Source organism: Halopiger goleimassiliensis (assembly GCF_000455345.1).
Lineage (GTDB): Archaea > Halobacteriota > Halobacteria > Halobacteriales > Natrialbaceae > Halopiger_A > Halopiger_A goleimassiliensis.
In genome coordinates this window covers 1,337,031-1,352,421 of sequence record NZ_HG315690.1, presented here as the reverse complement: position 1 = coordinate 1,352,421, position 15,391 = coordinate 1,337,031, and the positions used below count along the sequence as shown (strand labels likewise).

Below are 15,391 nucleotides of genomic sequence, written 5' to 3'. Positions count from 1 at the left end.
GCGGTCGCGGTAAGCGACCCGTGACCCCGTTTCGGACGCGAGTCGTTCGCTCTCGTCGCGTGACCGGTCCTCGTGGTACCGTTCCCAGCGTCACCGCTCCTCGACGTGGCGGATCTCGGCAGCGACGCCGCGGGTGCTCTCGGCCATCTCCCGGCCGAACATCTCGGCGCGGCCGACGGCGAACGCCTTCGGCCCTTCGACGACGACCTCGTCGCCGACCCGGATGTCTTCGTCGGCGTCGACGACGCCCGGCGCGAGGACGCTCCCGTGGGGAACGAAGCCGTCGATCTCGACGCGCTTGACCGGCGCGTCGCTGTCGACCCACCGCTTCGCGCCCTCGAGCGTAAAGGAGAGGGTGCCGTACTGGGGGACCATGGTGGCGAGTTGGGTCTCCTCGCGGTCGCGGACCTGGATCTTCGGGTACCGGCTGGTCGTCGTGATGTCCGCGAAGAGGTCGTCACCGGCACCGTCCCCGAGCAGGTAGTCGGCGATGGCGCGGACGGTGTTGTGTTCCCGCTCGCGCTTGGAGTATTTGAGTTCGCCCGACAGCGCCTCCTGCAGGTTCGTGAGCGACTCGTCGTCGGTCGGGTGGCCGCCCTCGGGGACGGTGTAGGTGAACGCGAGGTCGTCGAAATCGCTCTCGACGCGTTCGACGATGTCGCGGTACCCTTCGTCGGGAACGTGGGCGATGACGTACGGGTAGGTGTCGCGGTTGCGCTCGAGGTACCGGCGCAGCACTTCGCTCACGAATCCCTTCTCGTCCTCGGACCACCGGCCCGTGACGACGGTGTCGTAGTGCTGGGCCGGGTAGGTCGTCTCGAGTTCCTGCGGGACGACGCCGATCGGCGAGGTCATCGAGACGAGGTGGGCGCGCCACTGGATCGCGTCGTGGAACTGCCGGTGGCTCTGGGACTCGCTGTAGGGTTTCGTCGCCGAACAGGGGACCAGCACCAGCGGGTTCTTGAACCGATTCCGATAGCGGGTCGTGACGCGGTCGGCGAAGCGCTGGATCTCGACGCGGTGGAGGGTGTCCTCGGTCGCCGCCGCGATCTGGGCGTCCCGGAGGATCGGCGTACGCTCCTCGAGGTAGCCCCACTGGGCGTCGAGTTCGCGCATCGCCGCGGTGAGCCACTGGTCGTGACGGGCCTGTCCCTCGACGTAATCCCGGAGGCGACCGTCGCGGATCCGACGGCGGACGATCGCGAGTTCGGCCTCGAGCGCGTTGCGGTTGTGTTCCGCGCAGTCCTCGCGGGTGAACGCCGAGCGGGGTTTTCGACATGCGGGACAGGAACAGGGCAACTCGTCGAGGTCCTCGAGGAAATAGGCCTCGTCGGTCGTCAGATACCGGCCCTCGGTCCCCTTCACGACGGCGGCCGTGGCGTCGAAGAGGTCGATCCCCGCGTAAGCGAGCAGGGCCACGTTGCGCGGCGTCGCGACGCCCGAGACGTAGAGGGCGGTGTCGGCCGGGATCGCCTCGCGGACGGAGACGACGGCCTCGACGAGGGCCGCGCCGTGACCCGTCACCGACTGGACGTCGGAGAGCGCGTAGGCGTCCGTCCCTTGGTCGGTTGCGCTCTCGCTCGAGACGACGGCGACGCTGGGGTAGTCGACGTCGGGGTAGTCGACGGCGAACGACTCCTGGACCTCTTCGGCGGTGCCGCCCGGGAACGCCCGGTGCGGGAGGACGGTCAACTGCGACTCGTCGCCCTCGGGGACCTCGCGGTCGCTCGCCCAGAGCGACCCCGCGTCCTCGACGAGGTCGTCGACGAGCGCCGGCGTCGTCCGGGGCTCCTCGAGGCGAAGTTCGCCCACGCGCGCGGCCCCGTCGCGGGCGTGTACTTCGAAATAGTCGGTCATAGGAGAACTGGGTGGGGGCACGCGAAAGAGGCTGTCGGTCGCGGTCGGCCACCCTCGAGGCCCGCTCGGGTGGTGTCGACCGACGCTACCGTCCGGCCACGCCGCCGGAGCCGTCGTTCGCCACCCAGACGACGTAGATGTACAGCCCCACGCCGACGAAGACGCCGACCGAGGCGAGTTGCGAGCACAGCGCCGCCAACTCGAAGAGGTCCGCGGCCCCGCTCGCGCTCGCTGCAGACAACGTGAGGTAAGCGAACTGGCTCGCGCCGCCGAGCAGCAGTGCGACCGCGGCCGCGAGCATCACGGACGTCCGCCGGTCGGCCTGGCGGAACAACACCGTGCCGAGACCGAGGGCGATCAGCCCGAAGACGGCCTCGCCGGCGAGGTAGACCAGGGAGTTTCGGGTCACCTGTGCCAGCACGAAGAGGCCGAAGTAGACGGCGACGCCGACGAACAGCAGGCGGTACACGCGCTGTGACATCGCTCGAGCGCTCATGTGCCATCCGAGCGGGGCCGACGCCTTAATTGGCGACGGTTTCGGCCCACTCGAGGTCGAGTCCCTCGTGGACGAGGAACTCGAGGGCGTTGATCCAGTAGTGGGCGACCACGACGACGAGGAAACTGCCCGTGACGACGAACAGGCCGGCCAGCACGAACCCGAGCAGGCCCGTGACGACGACGCCGACCGAGCCCTGCATGCCGTGCCCGAGGGCGAACGCGACCGAGGAGACGACCGCCAGCAGCCACGGGGAGATTTCGAACCCGGCCGAGAACGCACCGACCAGGGCCGCCCGGAACAGCAGTTCCTCGAAGGCGGCGATGATGGGTAACACGCCGACCAGCAGGACCCCCCAGCCGCGGGGCGTGTCGGGTGCGAGCAGTTCCCGAAGCCCCTCGTCGTGGTCGAAGCCGAACCGCGTCGCCAGCGCCGCGCCGAGTTCGTTCGCCACGTAGAGGACGAATCCGGCACCGGTCCCGACGAGCAGTCCGGTCTCGAGGTAGGCCCACGAGAACGCGACCCCCAGCGCGTCGGCGGGGATCCCCGTGTAGACGATGCCGCCGAGCAACACCAGCGCGAACAGCCCCTGCGAGAGCGCGACGTTGGCGAGCAGCATCCCCGTGGACATGGCGTCGGGGGCGAGTTCCTCGCTCGACTGGTCGCCGGGACGGAGTTCGCGTCGATCCGTCTCGAGGGGGACGTCGTCGTCGTGGTCGTTGCAGTCGGCTTCGTCGGTGGGCGTGGTTTCGGCGTCGGTACCGGCCCCGTCGTCGCTACTCGCGATGGTCGAGTTCCGGTCCGACGAATCCACGCCGGTCGCGGATTCGAACGGCGTGTCGTCGAACGGCGAGGGTGGCTCGGTACCGTCGCTCCCACTCGTCTCGTCAGCGGTGTCGATGGCGTCGTTTGCCGACGCGTCGTCACTCGAGTCGTCGCCGTCGGTAGGGAACGCTGACTGGGTCAGGTGCGAAAGAGCGAGTAACAACACGAGGACGACGCCCGTGATCGCGGCGAACGCCGTCCACTGTGGCATCTATTGGGGGCTCGGGTTCGAACCGCTGGCACCGACCGCGCTGCTATCGAGCGCGGAGCCGGTGATCGACTTGAGGCGGTCGACCAGCGAGTCCTTCTTCGGTTCGCCCATCAGCGCGACGTCTAACACCTCGCTGATGTTCGAACAGGGGATGATCTCGATCATCTCCTCGTACTCCTCTTCGATCATCACGTCCTGCTCGTTCGCCTTCGGGATGATGACCTTGTCACAGCCGGCCTTCGCGGCGGCCTCGATCTTGTGCGTGACGCCGCCGACCGGGAGGACGTCACCGCGGACCGACAGCGAGCCGGTCATCGCGACCGACTGGTCGACGGGGATGTCCTCGAGGGCGGAGATGACGGCCGTCGCCACCGTGATGGAGGCGGAGTCGCCGTCGACGCCCTGCTGGCCGGCCTGGACGAACTGGATGTGAATGTCCTTCTCGGAGAGGTCGACGTCCGAGAACTTCTTGATGATCGCGGAGACGTTCTGGACCGACTCCTCGGCCATCTCCTGGAGTTTGCCGGTGGCGATCACCTGCCCGCCACCCTGGGCGGGGGCGATCTCGGCCATGACGGGCAGCATGATGCCGCTGTCCTCGCCCATGACCGCGAGGCCGTTGACCCGTCCCTCGACGCCGTCCTCGGTGACCTGCAGTTCGTAGTCCTTGCGGCGCTCGATGTAGTCGTCGGCGAGTTGCTGCTCGATCGAGCGCGAGCGCTTCTTGGCCTGGAGGACGTCCTCGCGGGTGGTGAAGTCCTTGTCCTCGGCGCGGGCGATGTCGCCGGCCACCCGCACCAGGCCACCGAGGCTGCGGAAGTGCAGCGTGAGGTGGTTCTTCCGGCCCGAGCGACGCTTGGCCTCGAGGATGAGTTCCTCGACGGCGTCGTCGGTGAAGTGTGGCAGGCGGCCGTCGCGTTCGACCTCCTGGGCGACGAAGCGGGCGTACTTGCGCCGCATCTCGGGGGTGTCCTCGATCGTGTCCTCCATGTAGACCTCGTACCCGTACCCCTTGATGCGGTTCCGCAGCGCGGGGTGCATGTTCTCCATCGCGTCGAGGTTCCCCGCGGCGATCATGATGAAGTCACAGGGGACGGGCTCGGTCTGGACCATCGCGCCCGAGGAGCGCTCGGACTGGCCCGTGATGGAGAACTCGCCCTCCTGGATCGCCGTCATCAGCTTCTGCTGGGTGCGGACGTCGAGCGTGTTGATCTCGTCGACGAACAGCACGCCCTTGTTGGCCTTGTGGATCGCGCCAGGTTCGACGCGGTCGTGGCTGGGCGTCTCCATGCCGCCCGACTGGAACGGGTCGTGGCGGACGTCGCCCAGCAGCGCACCGGCGTGGGCTCCGGTGGCATCCTCGAAGGGGGCCTGGCGCTGGTCGCCGTTGTCGACGATCATGTTGGGCACCATCGCGTCCGTACCGCGACTAGTGTAGCGGAAGATCAGCCAGATGACACCTGCGGCGATGATGCCGAGCAGGATATTGACTGGAGCGATGATCGTGTACCCGATGATGATCGCGATGATGATCCACATCAGGATGGTCCGCATCTGGTTGCGCTTGCGGGCCTCTTCCTTGTGGGCATCGATGATCTGTTCGCCTTTGCCGGCGGGAACGGTCCGGACCTTCGGCTCGTTCCCGTCGTCGGGGTTGTGGTAGACGAGGACGTCCTGGAGGTCCTCCTGGGGCAGCAACTGGCTCATCGCCTTCGCCAGCATCGACTTGCCCGTCCCGGGCGAGCCGATCATCATCACGTGGCGACGTTGTTTTGCCGCCTTGATGATGATGTCACGCGCCTCGTCCTGCCCGATCACCTGGTCGACGAGCCGGTCGGGGACCTCGATGTCCTCGGTGGTGTCGATCTGGAGGCCGCCGAGGAGATCGTCCTCGGCGTTTTCCTCGTCGATCTTGACGCCGGGATCGACGTCGACCTCGCTCCCGAGGTCTTCGACGGTCTCGATGTCGTCGCCGTCGTCCTCGGGCTCGTAGGCGTCGATCGGGTCCTCGATCTCGTCGACGTCGTCGCGGCCGGACTCCCCGTCGGAGTCGACCGCCTCGTCGTGGTCGGCCTCCTCGCCGTGGGGCGACCGCGCTCCCTGACGCTGGTCGGATTGCTCCTGCGAGCGGGGCTGGTCCCCGTCGCGAGCGGCGTCCGAAGCGTCTTCGGGAGGGTCGTCAACGTTCGTATCGTTGCTCATAGAACTCTGTTCGGTATCTGATTCGAAGGGACTGCTACTGATATACTTTCTCCATGCGGTGGATCGTGTCAGTGCTCGAATCCGGCTCCCAGGGCCGTCAACGGGGCCGATCGGCTCGTCGGACACGCGCTGATCGCTGCGGCTGATCGGGAAGACTCGCCACGTTTAAGCGTAGCGGCCGAGCAACGTCCGGTATGACCCGGGGGTTCTACATCGGTCGGTTCCAGCCGTTTCACAACGGCCACCGGAACATGGTGGCTCGGATCGCCGAGGACGTCGACGAACTCGTCCTCGGGATCGGGAGCGCCGACGACTCCCACTCCGTTCGCAACCCCTTCACTGCGGGCGAGCGAATCATGATGATCACCAAGTCGCTCGTCGACACCGATCTCGTCACCTACGCCGTCCCCATCGAGGACCTCGATCGCAACTCAGTCTGGGTGAGCCACGTCCAGAGCATGAGTCCCGACTTCGACGTCGCCTACTCGAACAACCCCCTCGTGATCCAGCTCTTCCGGGAGGCCAGCATCGAGGTCCGCCAGTCCCCCATGTTCAACCGCGAGGTACTCGAGGGGTCGGAGGTGCGCCAGCGGATGATCGAGGGCGAGGACTGGGAGTCGCTGGTTCCCGACGCCGTCGTCGAGGTCGTCGACGAGATCGGCGGCATCGAACGCATCCAGATGATCAGCAATTCGGACTCGAACGGGGAGTAACAGCCGATATTGGTTGTGGCCGCCCGCTCGAGTGCCGGCGACCGCGAGCCACGGCGACTTTTGCCGACCGGCACGTACGCGCCCGTATGATCACGATCGCGAGCGATTTCGGCAGTCCGTACCCGGCGGCGATGAAGGGTGTCCTCTGCCAGCGGACCGACGCCCGACTGGTCGACGTCGCCCACGATTTCCCGCGTCAGGACGTTCGCGCGGCGGCGTTCTGGCTGCGGGAGGTCCTTCCGTACTTTCCGCCCGCCACGCACCTCGTGGTCGTCGACCCCGGCGTCGGGACCGATCGAGATGCGATCGTCGTCCGTGCCGGCGAGCACGTCCTCGTCGGGCCGGACAACGGCGTCTTGCTTCCGGCGGCGCGGCGGTTCGCACCCGCCGACGATCGTGAGACCTACGTGATCGACGAAACCAGCCTCGAGCCCGTCGAACCGACGGGTAGGGGGACGACGCCCCGATCGGGTCTCGGACGGGAGCACGGCGATAGTAGCGGGCGATCCGAAACTGGACGGAGACCCGCGAGCAATACGTTCCACGGCCGGGACGTCTTCGCGCCCGCCGCGGCGGCCGTTCACGACGCCGATCGGGACGCACTCGAGGACCTGTCGACGCTCTCGCCGGTCGACGAGTACGTCGACCTCGAACTGCCGGCTCCGACGCTCGAGCCCGCACCGTCGGACCCGGACTGCGCGGTCGGGGAGGTCATGGTCGTCGACGGCTTCGGCAACGTCATCACGAACGTGCCGGGTCGGTTCCTCGAGGGTCGCAACGAAATTGTGGCCGACGGCGAAATCGTGCCGGTCGGCGAGACCTTCGCCGCGGTCGACCCGGGCGAGCGCCTCGCGACCGTCGGCAGCCACGGCAACGTCGAACTCGACGTCAACCGGGGCCGCGGCGACGAAGCCTTCGGCCTCGAGGCCGGGGATCGCGTGGTGCTCGAGGCGGCCTGATCAGCCGGCCGACGGTTCGGGATCGATGACGATCTCGCCGTCGGCGCTGATCGTGACCGTACAGTCGGCGAACGAAAACGAGATCGAGCCCTCGACCGAATGCGGCCGGTCGGCCCGCCAGTGGTCGATCAACGCGTTCAACGCGTCCGGATCGATCCGCTCCGATAGCGGCTCGAGTTCCTCCGGTTCGACGCCGCGGATCGACGAGACGGCGACCAGGAGCGCGAGGCTGACGGGCTCGTAGTCGGCCTCGTCGCACCAGACGTGGTAGGTCCCCGCTCGGTCGTGGTAGTAGATCGTCCGCCCGCCGTCGTCGTCGACCGGCGTCAGGCGATCCGTTGGCGCGGTTCCGGACATCACAGTTCGAGGATATTCTGTGTTAACACTTAACAGTGTTGGCCGATTGATACACGGATCCCGACGACGTCGGGCGGTTAGGGAAAAACGGAGCGGACAGCGACGTTACTCGGCGGCGATGACGTCGTCGATGCGAACGATCATCGTCGCGGCCTCGGTGGCGCTCTCGATAGCCTCGCGCTTGACGTCGGCGGGGTCGAGGACGCCGTACTCGAAGGGATCGTCGATAGTGACCGCTTCGCCGTTGGTGATCAGGCCGGCGCGACCCTCGGAGTCGTGGGCGGCACGGAGGTCCACGAGCGCGTCGATGGGGTCCTGGCCGGTGTTGGCGGCGAGCGTGCGCGGAACGACGTCAAGCGCGTCGGCGAAGGCGTTGACAGCCAGTTGCTTGCGGCCCTCGATGCCGGCGGCTTCCTCGCGGATCTTGTCCGCGATGGCGATCTCGGTCGCGCCGGCACCGGGGACGACCTCGCCCGAATCGAGCGCGGTCGCGACGACGTCGAGCGCGTCACCGATCGCGCGCTCGAGTTCGTCGACGACGTGTTCGGTGCCGCCGCGGACGAAGACCGTCACCGCTTCGGCGGCCGCGCCACCCTCGACGAACGCGAGGTCGTCGTCGCCGAAGTTCTCGGTGCTGATGCGGTCGGCCTGGCCGAAGTCGCTTTCCTCGAGGTCCTCGAGTGCGCCGACGCGGCTGGCACCGGTCGCAGTGGCGACCTCCTTGGCGTCGGAGTCGCTCAGGTCGTCGAAGACGAGGACGTCCTCGCCCGCGAGGGCGTTGGCCACGCGGTCGGCGACGTCGTCGGTCGTGAAGACGACGTCGACGCCGGTGTCGACGATGGTGTCGGCGTAGCCCTGGAGTTCGCTCTCCTCGGCGTCGATGGCGGCGTTGAGCTGGTCGATGGAGTCGATGGCGTACTCGGCGTCGACCTCGCCGGTGCGGAGGTCGAGTTCGACGTCGAGAATGGCGACCGAGGCGTCCTCGACCACGTCGGGCATCGCGTCGTGGGCGGGTTCCTCGTCGATGACGATGCCGGGGACGAGTTCGGTCGCGTTCGAGGAAGCGCCGATCTGGGTGTGGACGGCGACGTTCTCGCGGGCGACGCCGTCGTCGCTCTCGACGTGGCGGACGGCCTCGACGACCGTCTCGGCCAGCGTCTCGGCGGTGAGGCCGCCGGTGCCCTTGCCGGTCATGCTCGACTCGGCGACCTGTTTCAGGACGTCGTCGTCGACTTCGGCCTCCTGGATCTCCTCGTCGATGGCTTCCTGAGCGATCTGTGCCGCCTCGTGGTAGCCCTCGACGATCGTCGTCGCATGGACGTCCTGCTCGATGAGGTCTTCGGCCTCACCGAGCAGGTTGCCAGCGATCACCGCGGCCGTCGTCGTGCCGTCGCCGACTTCTTCCTCCTGAGACTCGGCGACTTCGACGATCATCTGGGCCGCGGGGTGCTCGATGTCCATCTCGTTGAGAATGGTCGCGCCGTCGTTCGTGATGACGACGTCGCCGCCCGAGTCGACGAGCATCTTGTCCATCCCGCGGGGGCCAAGCGTCGTGCGTACCGACTCGGCGACGGCCTTGCCGGCCATGATGTTCGACGACTGGGCGTCGCGACCCTGCGTTCGCTGGCTGTCCTCGCTCAGAATAAACATAGGCTGTCCGCCCATGCGTCGCTGTTGTGCCATAGTTGGATCCTCACTAAGCATGTCGTCAGCACTTCTATATAAACGTTTCCCTCCGGGCGTCCCTCCGTCAGGCGATTCCCGCCGTCGGCCGCGACCGACGCGGAAGCCGGTAGCAAAATATGGGTCGACCTGTATGGGTCTGAGTGGATGCTGGAGCTGGAACACGGGTTTCGGGTCGTCGACGTTTACGCCCGACTCGCGCCGGACGGGGACCGCGGGATGGGGGCCCGCTCGACGAGCACGCCGGACCGCCTCGAGCGGGAGATGCGCCACGCCGGGATCACGCGGTCGATCGTCTTCCCGCCGTCGCGGACGGAACGACCGGCACACTCACAATCCGCGCGGAGCTACCTCGCCGGGAACAACGGCGTCGCGCGATACAGCGTCGATCGGTCGTTCGTCGCGTTCGCCCGGATCAACGGCACCCGTCGGCCGGAGTGCCACGCCGCGGGACGACTACACAACGCCGTCAGCAGTCGCAAGGACCACCACACCTCCCCGGAGGACGTCGAGAAGTACGCCTACGACGACCGGTTTCACGGCTTCGTCCTCGATCCGACGGTCGACGACTACCCCGACGAGGACGTCCTCGACGCGCTCGAGGACGTCGGCCTCCCAGTGATCGTCCGTGGTGGCGACGACGCCCCGCCGTCCGTGCTCGCGGATACCCTCCTCGATCGCTCGTTCCCCGTGATCGTCGCCCAGTTCGGCGGCCACCCGCTCGACCGGTCGCTGATGCACGAGATGATCGACCTGCTGGACGAGTACGACGACTGTTACGTCGAGACGAGTTTCGTCCGGTACCGCGACATCCTCGAGCGGGCGGTCCTCGAACACCCGGATCGCGTCCTCTTCGGCAGCGGCGCGCCGGCTTGCCACCCGGACGTGGCCGTCATGGAGATCCTCACGCTCGACGTGAGCGAGGACCTGCTACGACGCGTCTTCTCGAAAAACGCCTGCCGGATCGTCGACGCGCTCGCGCCGGACGTCAACGTCAGGTGACCCGGACTCGAGGGGATCGCTGCTGGGGGTCGGAAGAACGCGTCCGGTCCGATCAGACGATGCCGCGTCGCGCCGGAGAGCCACCCGTCCGGCGGTGGTTCGCTCCGCCGGGGAGTTCGCCGACGCAGCGCCGACAGTAGGTGTATCCGAGGTCGTTCTCCGCACCGCAGTCCGGACAGACGACCGACCCCGACTCGCGGTCGATGGCCGCCTCGCGGCGCTTCGACAGTTCCGTCGCTCGCTGATCGAGCCGTCGGTAGACGAAATACGTGTAGGCCCCCAGAAACAGCACGAAGGCAACGATCGGCAGGAGCCAGTAGGCCACGACTACCGGGTCCATCCGTATTCGAGGCTGGGTGATCGACGGCTAAAATTGTTGCGCCGCCGTCGTGTTTCGACCGCAGTGGGGGAGATGCCCCTCTCGTACGCGCTGCAAGAGTGAGGTTCTTTTATGCTCCTGCTGGCACATCCGATAGGTACGTCGACGACGCGGACGGCGGTCGTCCGGCCACGTCGAGCACGAGGGCTCCAGTGAGCATGCGACACACACTCCGACGACAGGTACGAAAGCGACGAGAGACGCTACGGATCTACGCCTACGGGCTCTGTATGGGCACCGCCGACGCCCTCCCCGGCGTCTCCGGCGGGACCGTCGCCCTCCTGCTTGGCGTCTACAGCCGACTGATCGCCGCCATTACCGCCATCACGCCGCGCCGCATCGCGACCGTCCTCCGGGGGTACGACCCGCAGCGACGCGACCGCGCCCGCGCCGCCTTGCTCGAGATGGATCTCCAGTTCCTGTTACCGCTGGGCGTCGGGATGGTCACTGCGGTCGCACTGATCGCCGGCGCGGTCTCGACGCTGGCGGACAGTTACCCGCTCGCCCTGTTTGGCTTCTTCACGGGGCTGATCGCGGCCTCGGCGATCGTGCTCTTCCGGAGTTTGCCGATGGACGCCCTCGAGCACGCGGTCGCGGCCGGTGCCGGCGTCGCGCTCGCCCTGCTGGTCAGCGCCAACGTACTCGAGTTGCCCGGCAGCGGCGCGACGCTGGTCTTCCTCTCGGGTGCGCTCGCGGTGAGCGCGATGATCCTCCCCGGTATTTCGGGATCGCTCATCCTGATCCTGCTGGGCCAGTACGTCTACCTCTCCGACCAGTTGAGCGCCTTTCTGGGCTCGGTCGGCGACCTCGTGACGGGTGCCGGATCGACCGCCGCGATGGCCGGCCCCGGGACGACCGTCGTCCTCTTCGCCGCGGGCGGGCTCGTCGGTCTCTTCAGTATTGCCCAGCTCGTCAGACGCGCGCTCGAGCGCGCCCGCACGACGACGCTGCTCTTTCTCGTCGGCCTCATCGCCGGCTCTGTCCCCGCACCGATGCACAACGTCGCCGAAGCCCACGCCCTGACGGGCGAGGTGCTCGCGATGACCGGCGCGTGGGCGCTCGTCGGCGCGGTCGCGCTGTTCGCGCTCGACCGACTCGCCGGCGGCTTCGATCCCGAGTAAGGGCTATCCGGAATCGATCGGACGTGACGTCGGAAGTTACTGACTCGTCGACGCACGACCGATGCCGAACGCGGAGGCGGTTATGAGGATCCCTACGAGCATGAGAATGATCCAAAAGCCCTCCGCTGCAGAAGTGAACTGTTCAATGAGTTCAATCATCCCGGCCGCGATGGTGACCTGCAATCCAAGAATTCCAACGAGGATTCTCGTTGATTCCATGCTGCTTTACTCTTATTCCAACTATAACTACTTATCCTTCTCAATAGTACGGTTTCCGATATTTATTTAAAGTGGTGGTCATTCGAGCGGCTGACTGTCAGCGCCGATCGTACTTGCGTACGGCGCGGTCGTGTCTGACCGAGAGACCGTTCGGGTTCCGTCGCGCGGACCGGTCGCTGTACCGGGCGCGGAGGCCGTCCCGGAAGCCGCCCGTGAGGTTCGTGAGGACGTCGAAGCCGTCCGAGGCCCACCCCGTCGGAGTGGCGTCGCCGGAGAGGATCCGCCGGAGGCCGCCCGCACCGTCGCGGATCGCGCTGCCGAGCGTGCGGGCGACGACCGTCGGTCGGGGACCGTAGTTCTTCGCCAGTCGGTACGCGAGGCCGCGGTAGACCGACCCCCAGTCGGTGTCGGTCTGCCCGCCGTCGGTCCCGACCTCGCTGCGAACGGCCATCTCGGGGTCCCAGCCGACGTCGAACCCCAGGCCGGCGACCCGGTGGGCGCAGTCGCGCGCGCCGTCGACCTCGAGGTACTCGTCGAAGCCGTCCAGCGCCTCGAGGGCGGTGCGGTCGAAGGCGACGTTGTCGCCGGCGAACAGCGTCACGTTCCGGCCGGCGACCCGGTGGGTGTCGTCGGGGCCGACGTCGACCCGTCGGTCACCGGTCACCGGCCCGGTGGCGACCGACCCCTCGCCGGTGATCGTCCGTTCGATGGCGGGGTACCAGCTGTGGGAGACGGTGTACTCGCCGGCGAGGAAGGCGATGGCGTCGCCGCTCGCGACCTCGAGACCGGCGTTGCGCGAGACGTTGGGATTCCGTTCGGAGATTTCGACGAGGACGTCGACGTCGTCCCGCTCGCGGACGACGCCGGAGGTCCCGTCCGAGGACGGCCCGTTGACGACGATTACCTCCGTCGAGGACGGCGTTCGCTCGGCGAGGGCGTCGAGCGAGGAGAGTAACTGCTCTCGGTCGTTCAGCGTCGAGACGACTACCGAGAGCTTCATACTACTGGGTAGAACGCCCCGATAGTAAAAAAGAGCGGGGTCGCGTCGGCGGGAACGCACCCACCGGCGGTAGTCGTCACCGCAGTTTCGTATTCCAGTAGGAGACGGACGCGAAGTGATCCGTGATCGGGTGGCCGCCGACGGCCGTGTCGAGTTTCCGGATCGGCGAGGCGAGTCCGTTGGGAATCGACCGGTAGAGCCCGTAGGGCGCGAGGAAGTCGTCCTCGACGTCGACCAGCGTCAGGTCCGTCTTCGCGAGCAACTCGGCGACTTCGCTCTTCGAGTAGAGTCGCGACCCCATCGGCAACGCCCAGTTGTAGACGCTGCGGGCGCTAAATCGGTTGAAGGTGTCGAAGACGATCTGGTCGGTCGACACCCGTCGCATCTCCCGCAGGAACGCCTCCGGATCGTCCGCGAGGTGGAAGAATCGCATCGCGATCACGGTATCGAAGTGATCGTCCGGGAACGGCAGTCGTCCCGCGTCCCCCCGCAGGAACTCGAGCGTCCCGTTCAGTTCCGCGTTCTGTGCCTTCGTCCGCCCCTGCTGTAACATTGCAGCCGAAATGTCCAGTCCGACGACGTCAGCCCCCTGCTCGGCGAGCATGACGGTAAACCGCCCGGTCCCGCAGGCGATCTCGAGGACGTTGCGATCCTCGACGGGCATGATCGCCTCGAGGACCGCCTCCTTCTCCCGGCGGTCGATGAGCTGGCCGCCCTTGGAGAAGCGCTTGTCGTCGTACTCCTCGGCGACCTCGTCGGCCTGGTACCACTCCTGTCCTTTCACACTGGGCGCAACTACTATTCCGGTAGGATAAAACGATACTGGACTACAGTCGCCGCCGACATATCAATAGTTCAATTACTTTCGGCCGACACTCGCACTGCTATCGACGTGACAGCGACCGTCCCAGCGTCCCGGACGGTGGTCGTGATGCGCGCTGACTCGTGAAAACTGCCTCATTGGGGGTTCGGGCGGACGATTTCTTGCTGTGTTAATACTCCATTGGTATCCCTTATACAAACTGGATTGTTCGTATCTGCATATAGGGAAGCTTTACCATCGACGATTCCGCCCACGTGGGTATGAGCATGAGTACAGCTGAGGACGGTGCCACCGCCGCCGAGGAAACCCTCTCGGAAGACGAATACCGCGAGCGCCTGCGTGACCTCCCGCCGAGTGCCAAACTCGTCGCGAAAGTCCTCGAGACCGAGTCGCCCCTCTCACAGGGGCAACTCGCTGAGGAGTCGCTGCTGCCCGATCGTACCGTGCGCTACGCGCTCAATCGCCTCGAGGAAGTCGATCTGGTCGGCTCCCGGTACAGCTTCCGCGACGCGCGCAAACAGGTCTACTACCTCAAGCACTGATCGGCACTCGCCGCCTCGAGACGCAGGGGCAGTTTCGACCGGTGCGGTCTGGGTGACCAACCGGTCGCCGCGGGCGGTCGGCGGGTCGTCGTCCGACACCTACTTTTTTCGAGGACGTGACCTCCCTGTATGGATTGGGCTCGGGTTTCCGTTCCGGTCGCAACGCGCGCGCCTACGGGCGAGACGAACGCGTACGTGCTCGGTCGAGAGCAGGCGGTACTCGTCGACCCCGCCGCACGGACGGACGACCTCGACCGCGCGGTCGCCGATCGGAACGTCGAACACGTCCTCGTGACCCACGCCCACCCCGATCACGTCGGCGCTGTGGACGCCTATGCGTCCGTGACCGGAGCGACCGTCTGGGCGCGCGACGGCCGTACGCAGCGGTTCCGCGAGGCGACCGGGTGCGAACCCGACCGCACCTACGTCCCGGGGACGACGATTCCCCTCGGCGACGAACGGGTCCGAATCCTCGACGCACCGGGCCACGCGCCCGATCACGTCGCGCTCGAGGCCGGCAGCGGCGGGCCGATCTGCTGTGGCGACTGCGCCGTCGCCGAGGGCAGCGTCGTCGTCGGGGCCAACGAGGGCGACGTGCGGGCGTACCTGACGACGCTGCGACGACTCCACGCGATCGACCCGCCCGCACTGTTGCCCGGCCACGGACCGACGATCGACGACCCTCGATCGACGCTCCGACGCCTCCTCACCCACCGCTATCGGCGCGAACGACGCGTTCTCGAGTCCGTCGAGGCTGGCGCGTCCACGCTCGAGGAAATCGTCGACGCCGCCTACGAGAAGGACCTCGCGGGCGTCCGCGACCTCGCGACGGCGACGGTCGAGGCCCACCTCGAGAAACTCGCGGTCGACGGCCGAGTGGAGTGGGACGGATCGCGGGCACGGTGTGTCTGAGACGGGTGGCCCAGTCGGTGCGCTTTTCGATCGAAAACACCCGGCGGATACGCTTCCGAAACAGAAAGTCCCATAAGTATATAGTGAACG

Annotated in this window: 16 protein-coding genes; 6 read left to right on the top strand and 10 right to left on the bottom strand. The window is 67.0% G+C overall.

Annotation, left to right across the window (positions count from 1 at the left end):
- Positions 1-90: 90 nt before the first annotated feature.
- The 4 genes from arcS to lonB form a co-directional block, all read right to left on the bottom strand.
- Positions 91-1,857 (bottom strand): archaeosine synthase subunit alpha, encoded by a 1,767-nt coding sequence (gene arcS / locus TX79_RS06635; RefSeq protein WP_049926565.1) that lies wholly within the window; start codon positions 1,855-1,857, stop codon positions 91-93.
- Positions 1,858-1,942: 85 nt separating this feature from the next.
- The gene (locus TX79_RS06630; RefSeq protein ID WP_081655502.1) at positions 1,943-2,353 is read right to left on the bottom strand and encodes a hypothetical protein; all 411 of its coding nucleotides are present in this window, start codon (positions 2,351-2,353) and stop codon (positions 1,943-1,945) included.
- Positions 2,354-2,378: 25 nt separating this feature from the next.
- On the bottom strand, positions 2,379-3,389 hold the full coding sequence (locus tag TX79_RS06625; RefSeq protein WP_049926562.1) for a CPBP family intramembrane glutamic endopeptidase: 1,011 nt from the start codon (positions 3,387-3,389) through the stop codon (positions 2,379-2,381).
- A complete protein-coding gene (gene lonB, locus TX79_RS06620; RefSeq protein WP_049926560.1) occupies positions 3,390-5,591 on the bottom strand; it encodes an ATP-dependent protease LonB in 2,202 nt (733 codons plus the stop codon).
- 194 nt (positions 5,592-5,785) lie between these two features.
- On the opposite strand from lonB, the gene TX79_RS06615 reads away from it, so the two are divergent.
- Positions 5,786-6,304, top strand: a complete 519-nt coding sequence (locus tag TX79_RS06615) for a nicotinamide-nucleotide adenylyltransferase (RefSeq protein WP_049926557.1) — start codon at positions 5,786-5,788, stop codon at positions 6,302-6,304.
- Between the two features lie 86 nt (positions 6,305-6,390).
- Positions 6,391-7,263, top strand: a complete 873-nt coding sequence (locus TX79_RS06610; protein ID WP_049926555.1) for an SAM hydrolase/SAM-dependent halogenase family protein — start codon at positions 6,391-6,393, stop codon at positions 7,261-7,263.
- Here the strand turns inward: TX79_RS06610 and TX79_RS06605 are convergent, their stop codons facing one another.
- On the bottom strand, positions 7,264-7,620 hold the full coding sequence (locus TX79_RS06605) for a HalOD1 output domain-containing protein (protein ID WP_049926553.1): 357 nt from the start codon (positions 7,618-7,620) through the stop codon (positions 7,264-7,266). It lies immediately after the preceding gene.
- A gap of 105 nt (positions 7,621-7,725) precedes the next feature.
- Positions 7,726-9,270, bottom strand: coding sequence for a thermosome subunit alpha (gene thsA, locus TX79_RS06600; protein WP_049926552.1), 1,545 nt, complete (start codon positions 9,268-9,270; stop codon positions 7,726-7,728).
- A 180-nt stretch (positions 9,271-9,450) separates the two neighbouring features.
- Here thsA and TX79_RS06595 point away from each other — a divergent pair, with 180 nt between their 5' ends.
- Positions 9,451-10,305: an amidohydrolase family protein gene (locus tag TX79_RS06595; protein ID WP_049926551.1), complete on the top strand. Its 855-nt coding sequence runs from the start codon at positions 9,451-9,453 to the stop codon at positions 10,303-10,305.
- 52 nt (positions 10,306-10,357) lie between these two features.
- Here the strand turns inward: TX79_RS06595 and TX79_RS19595 are convergent, their stop codons facing one another.
- A complete protein-coding gene (locus TX79_RS19595) occupies positions 10,358-10,645 on the bottom strand; it encodes a DUF7577 domain-containing protein (protein WP_049926548.1) in 288 nt (95 codons plus the stop codon).
- Between the two features lie 197 nt (positions 10,646-10,842).
- Here TX79_RS19595 and TX79_RS06585 point away from each other — a divergent pair, with 197 nt between their 5' ends.
- The gene (locus TX79_RS06585) at positions 10,843-11,805 is read left to right on the top strand and encodes a DUF368 domain-containing protein (RefSeq protein WP_049926547.1); all 963 of its coding nucleotides are present in this window, start codon (positions 10,843-10,845) and stop codon (positions 11,803-11,805) included.
- A 36-nt stretch (positions 11,806-11,841) separates the two neighbouring features.
- Here the strand turns inward: TX79_RS06585 and TX79_RS06580 are convergent, their stop codons facing one another.
- The 3 genes from TX79_RS06580 to TX79_RS06570 form a co-directional block, all read right to left on the bottom strand.
- Positions 11,842-12,024: a hypothetical protein gene (locus tag TX79_RS06580; protein WP_049926545.1), complete on the bottom strand. Its 183-nt coding sequence runs from the start codon at positions 12,022-12,024 to the stop codon at positions 11,842-11,844.
- Positions 12,025-12,121: 97 nt separating this feature from the next.
- The gene (locus tag TX79_RS06575) at positions 12,122-13,024 is read right to left on the bottom strand and encodes a glycosyltransferase family 2 protein (RefSeq protein ID WP_049926543.1); all 903 of its coding nucleotides are present in this window, start codon (positions 13,022-13,024) and stop codon (positions 12,122-12,124) included.
- A gap of 76 nt (positions 13,025-13,100) precedes the next feature.
- The gene (locus TX79_RS06570; RefSeq protein WP_049926542.1) at positions 13,101-13,808 is read right to left on the bottom strand and encodes a class I SAM-dependent methyltransferase; all 708 of its coding nucleotides are present in this window, start codon (positions 13,806-13,808) and stop codon (positions 13,101-13,103) included.
- A 299-nt stretch (positions 13,809-14,107) separates the two neighbouring features.
- Here TX79_RS06570 and TX79_RS06565 point away from each other — a divergent pair, with 299 nt between their 5' ends.
- Both TX79_RS06565 and TX79_RS06560 read left to right on the top strand, forming a co-directional pair.
- The gene (locus tag TX79_RS06565; protein ID WP_049926541.1) at positions 14,108-14,389 is read left to right on the top strand and encodes a MarR family transcriptional regulator; all 282 of its coding nucleotides are present in this window, start codon (positions 14,108-14,110) and stop codon (positions 14,387-14,389) included.
- A 129-nt stretch (positions 14,390-14,518) separates the two neighbouring features.
- Complete coding sequence (locus tag TX79_RS06560) at positions 14,519-15,301, top strand: MBL fold metallo-hydrolase (RefSeq protein ID WP_049926539.1); 783 nt, start codon at positions 14,519-14,521, stop codon at positions 15,299-15,301.
- The last annotated feature ends 90 nt before the right edge of the window (positions 15,302-15,391 follow it).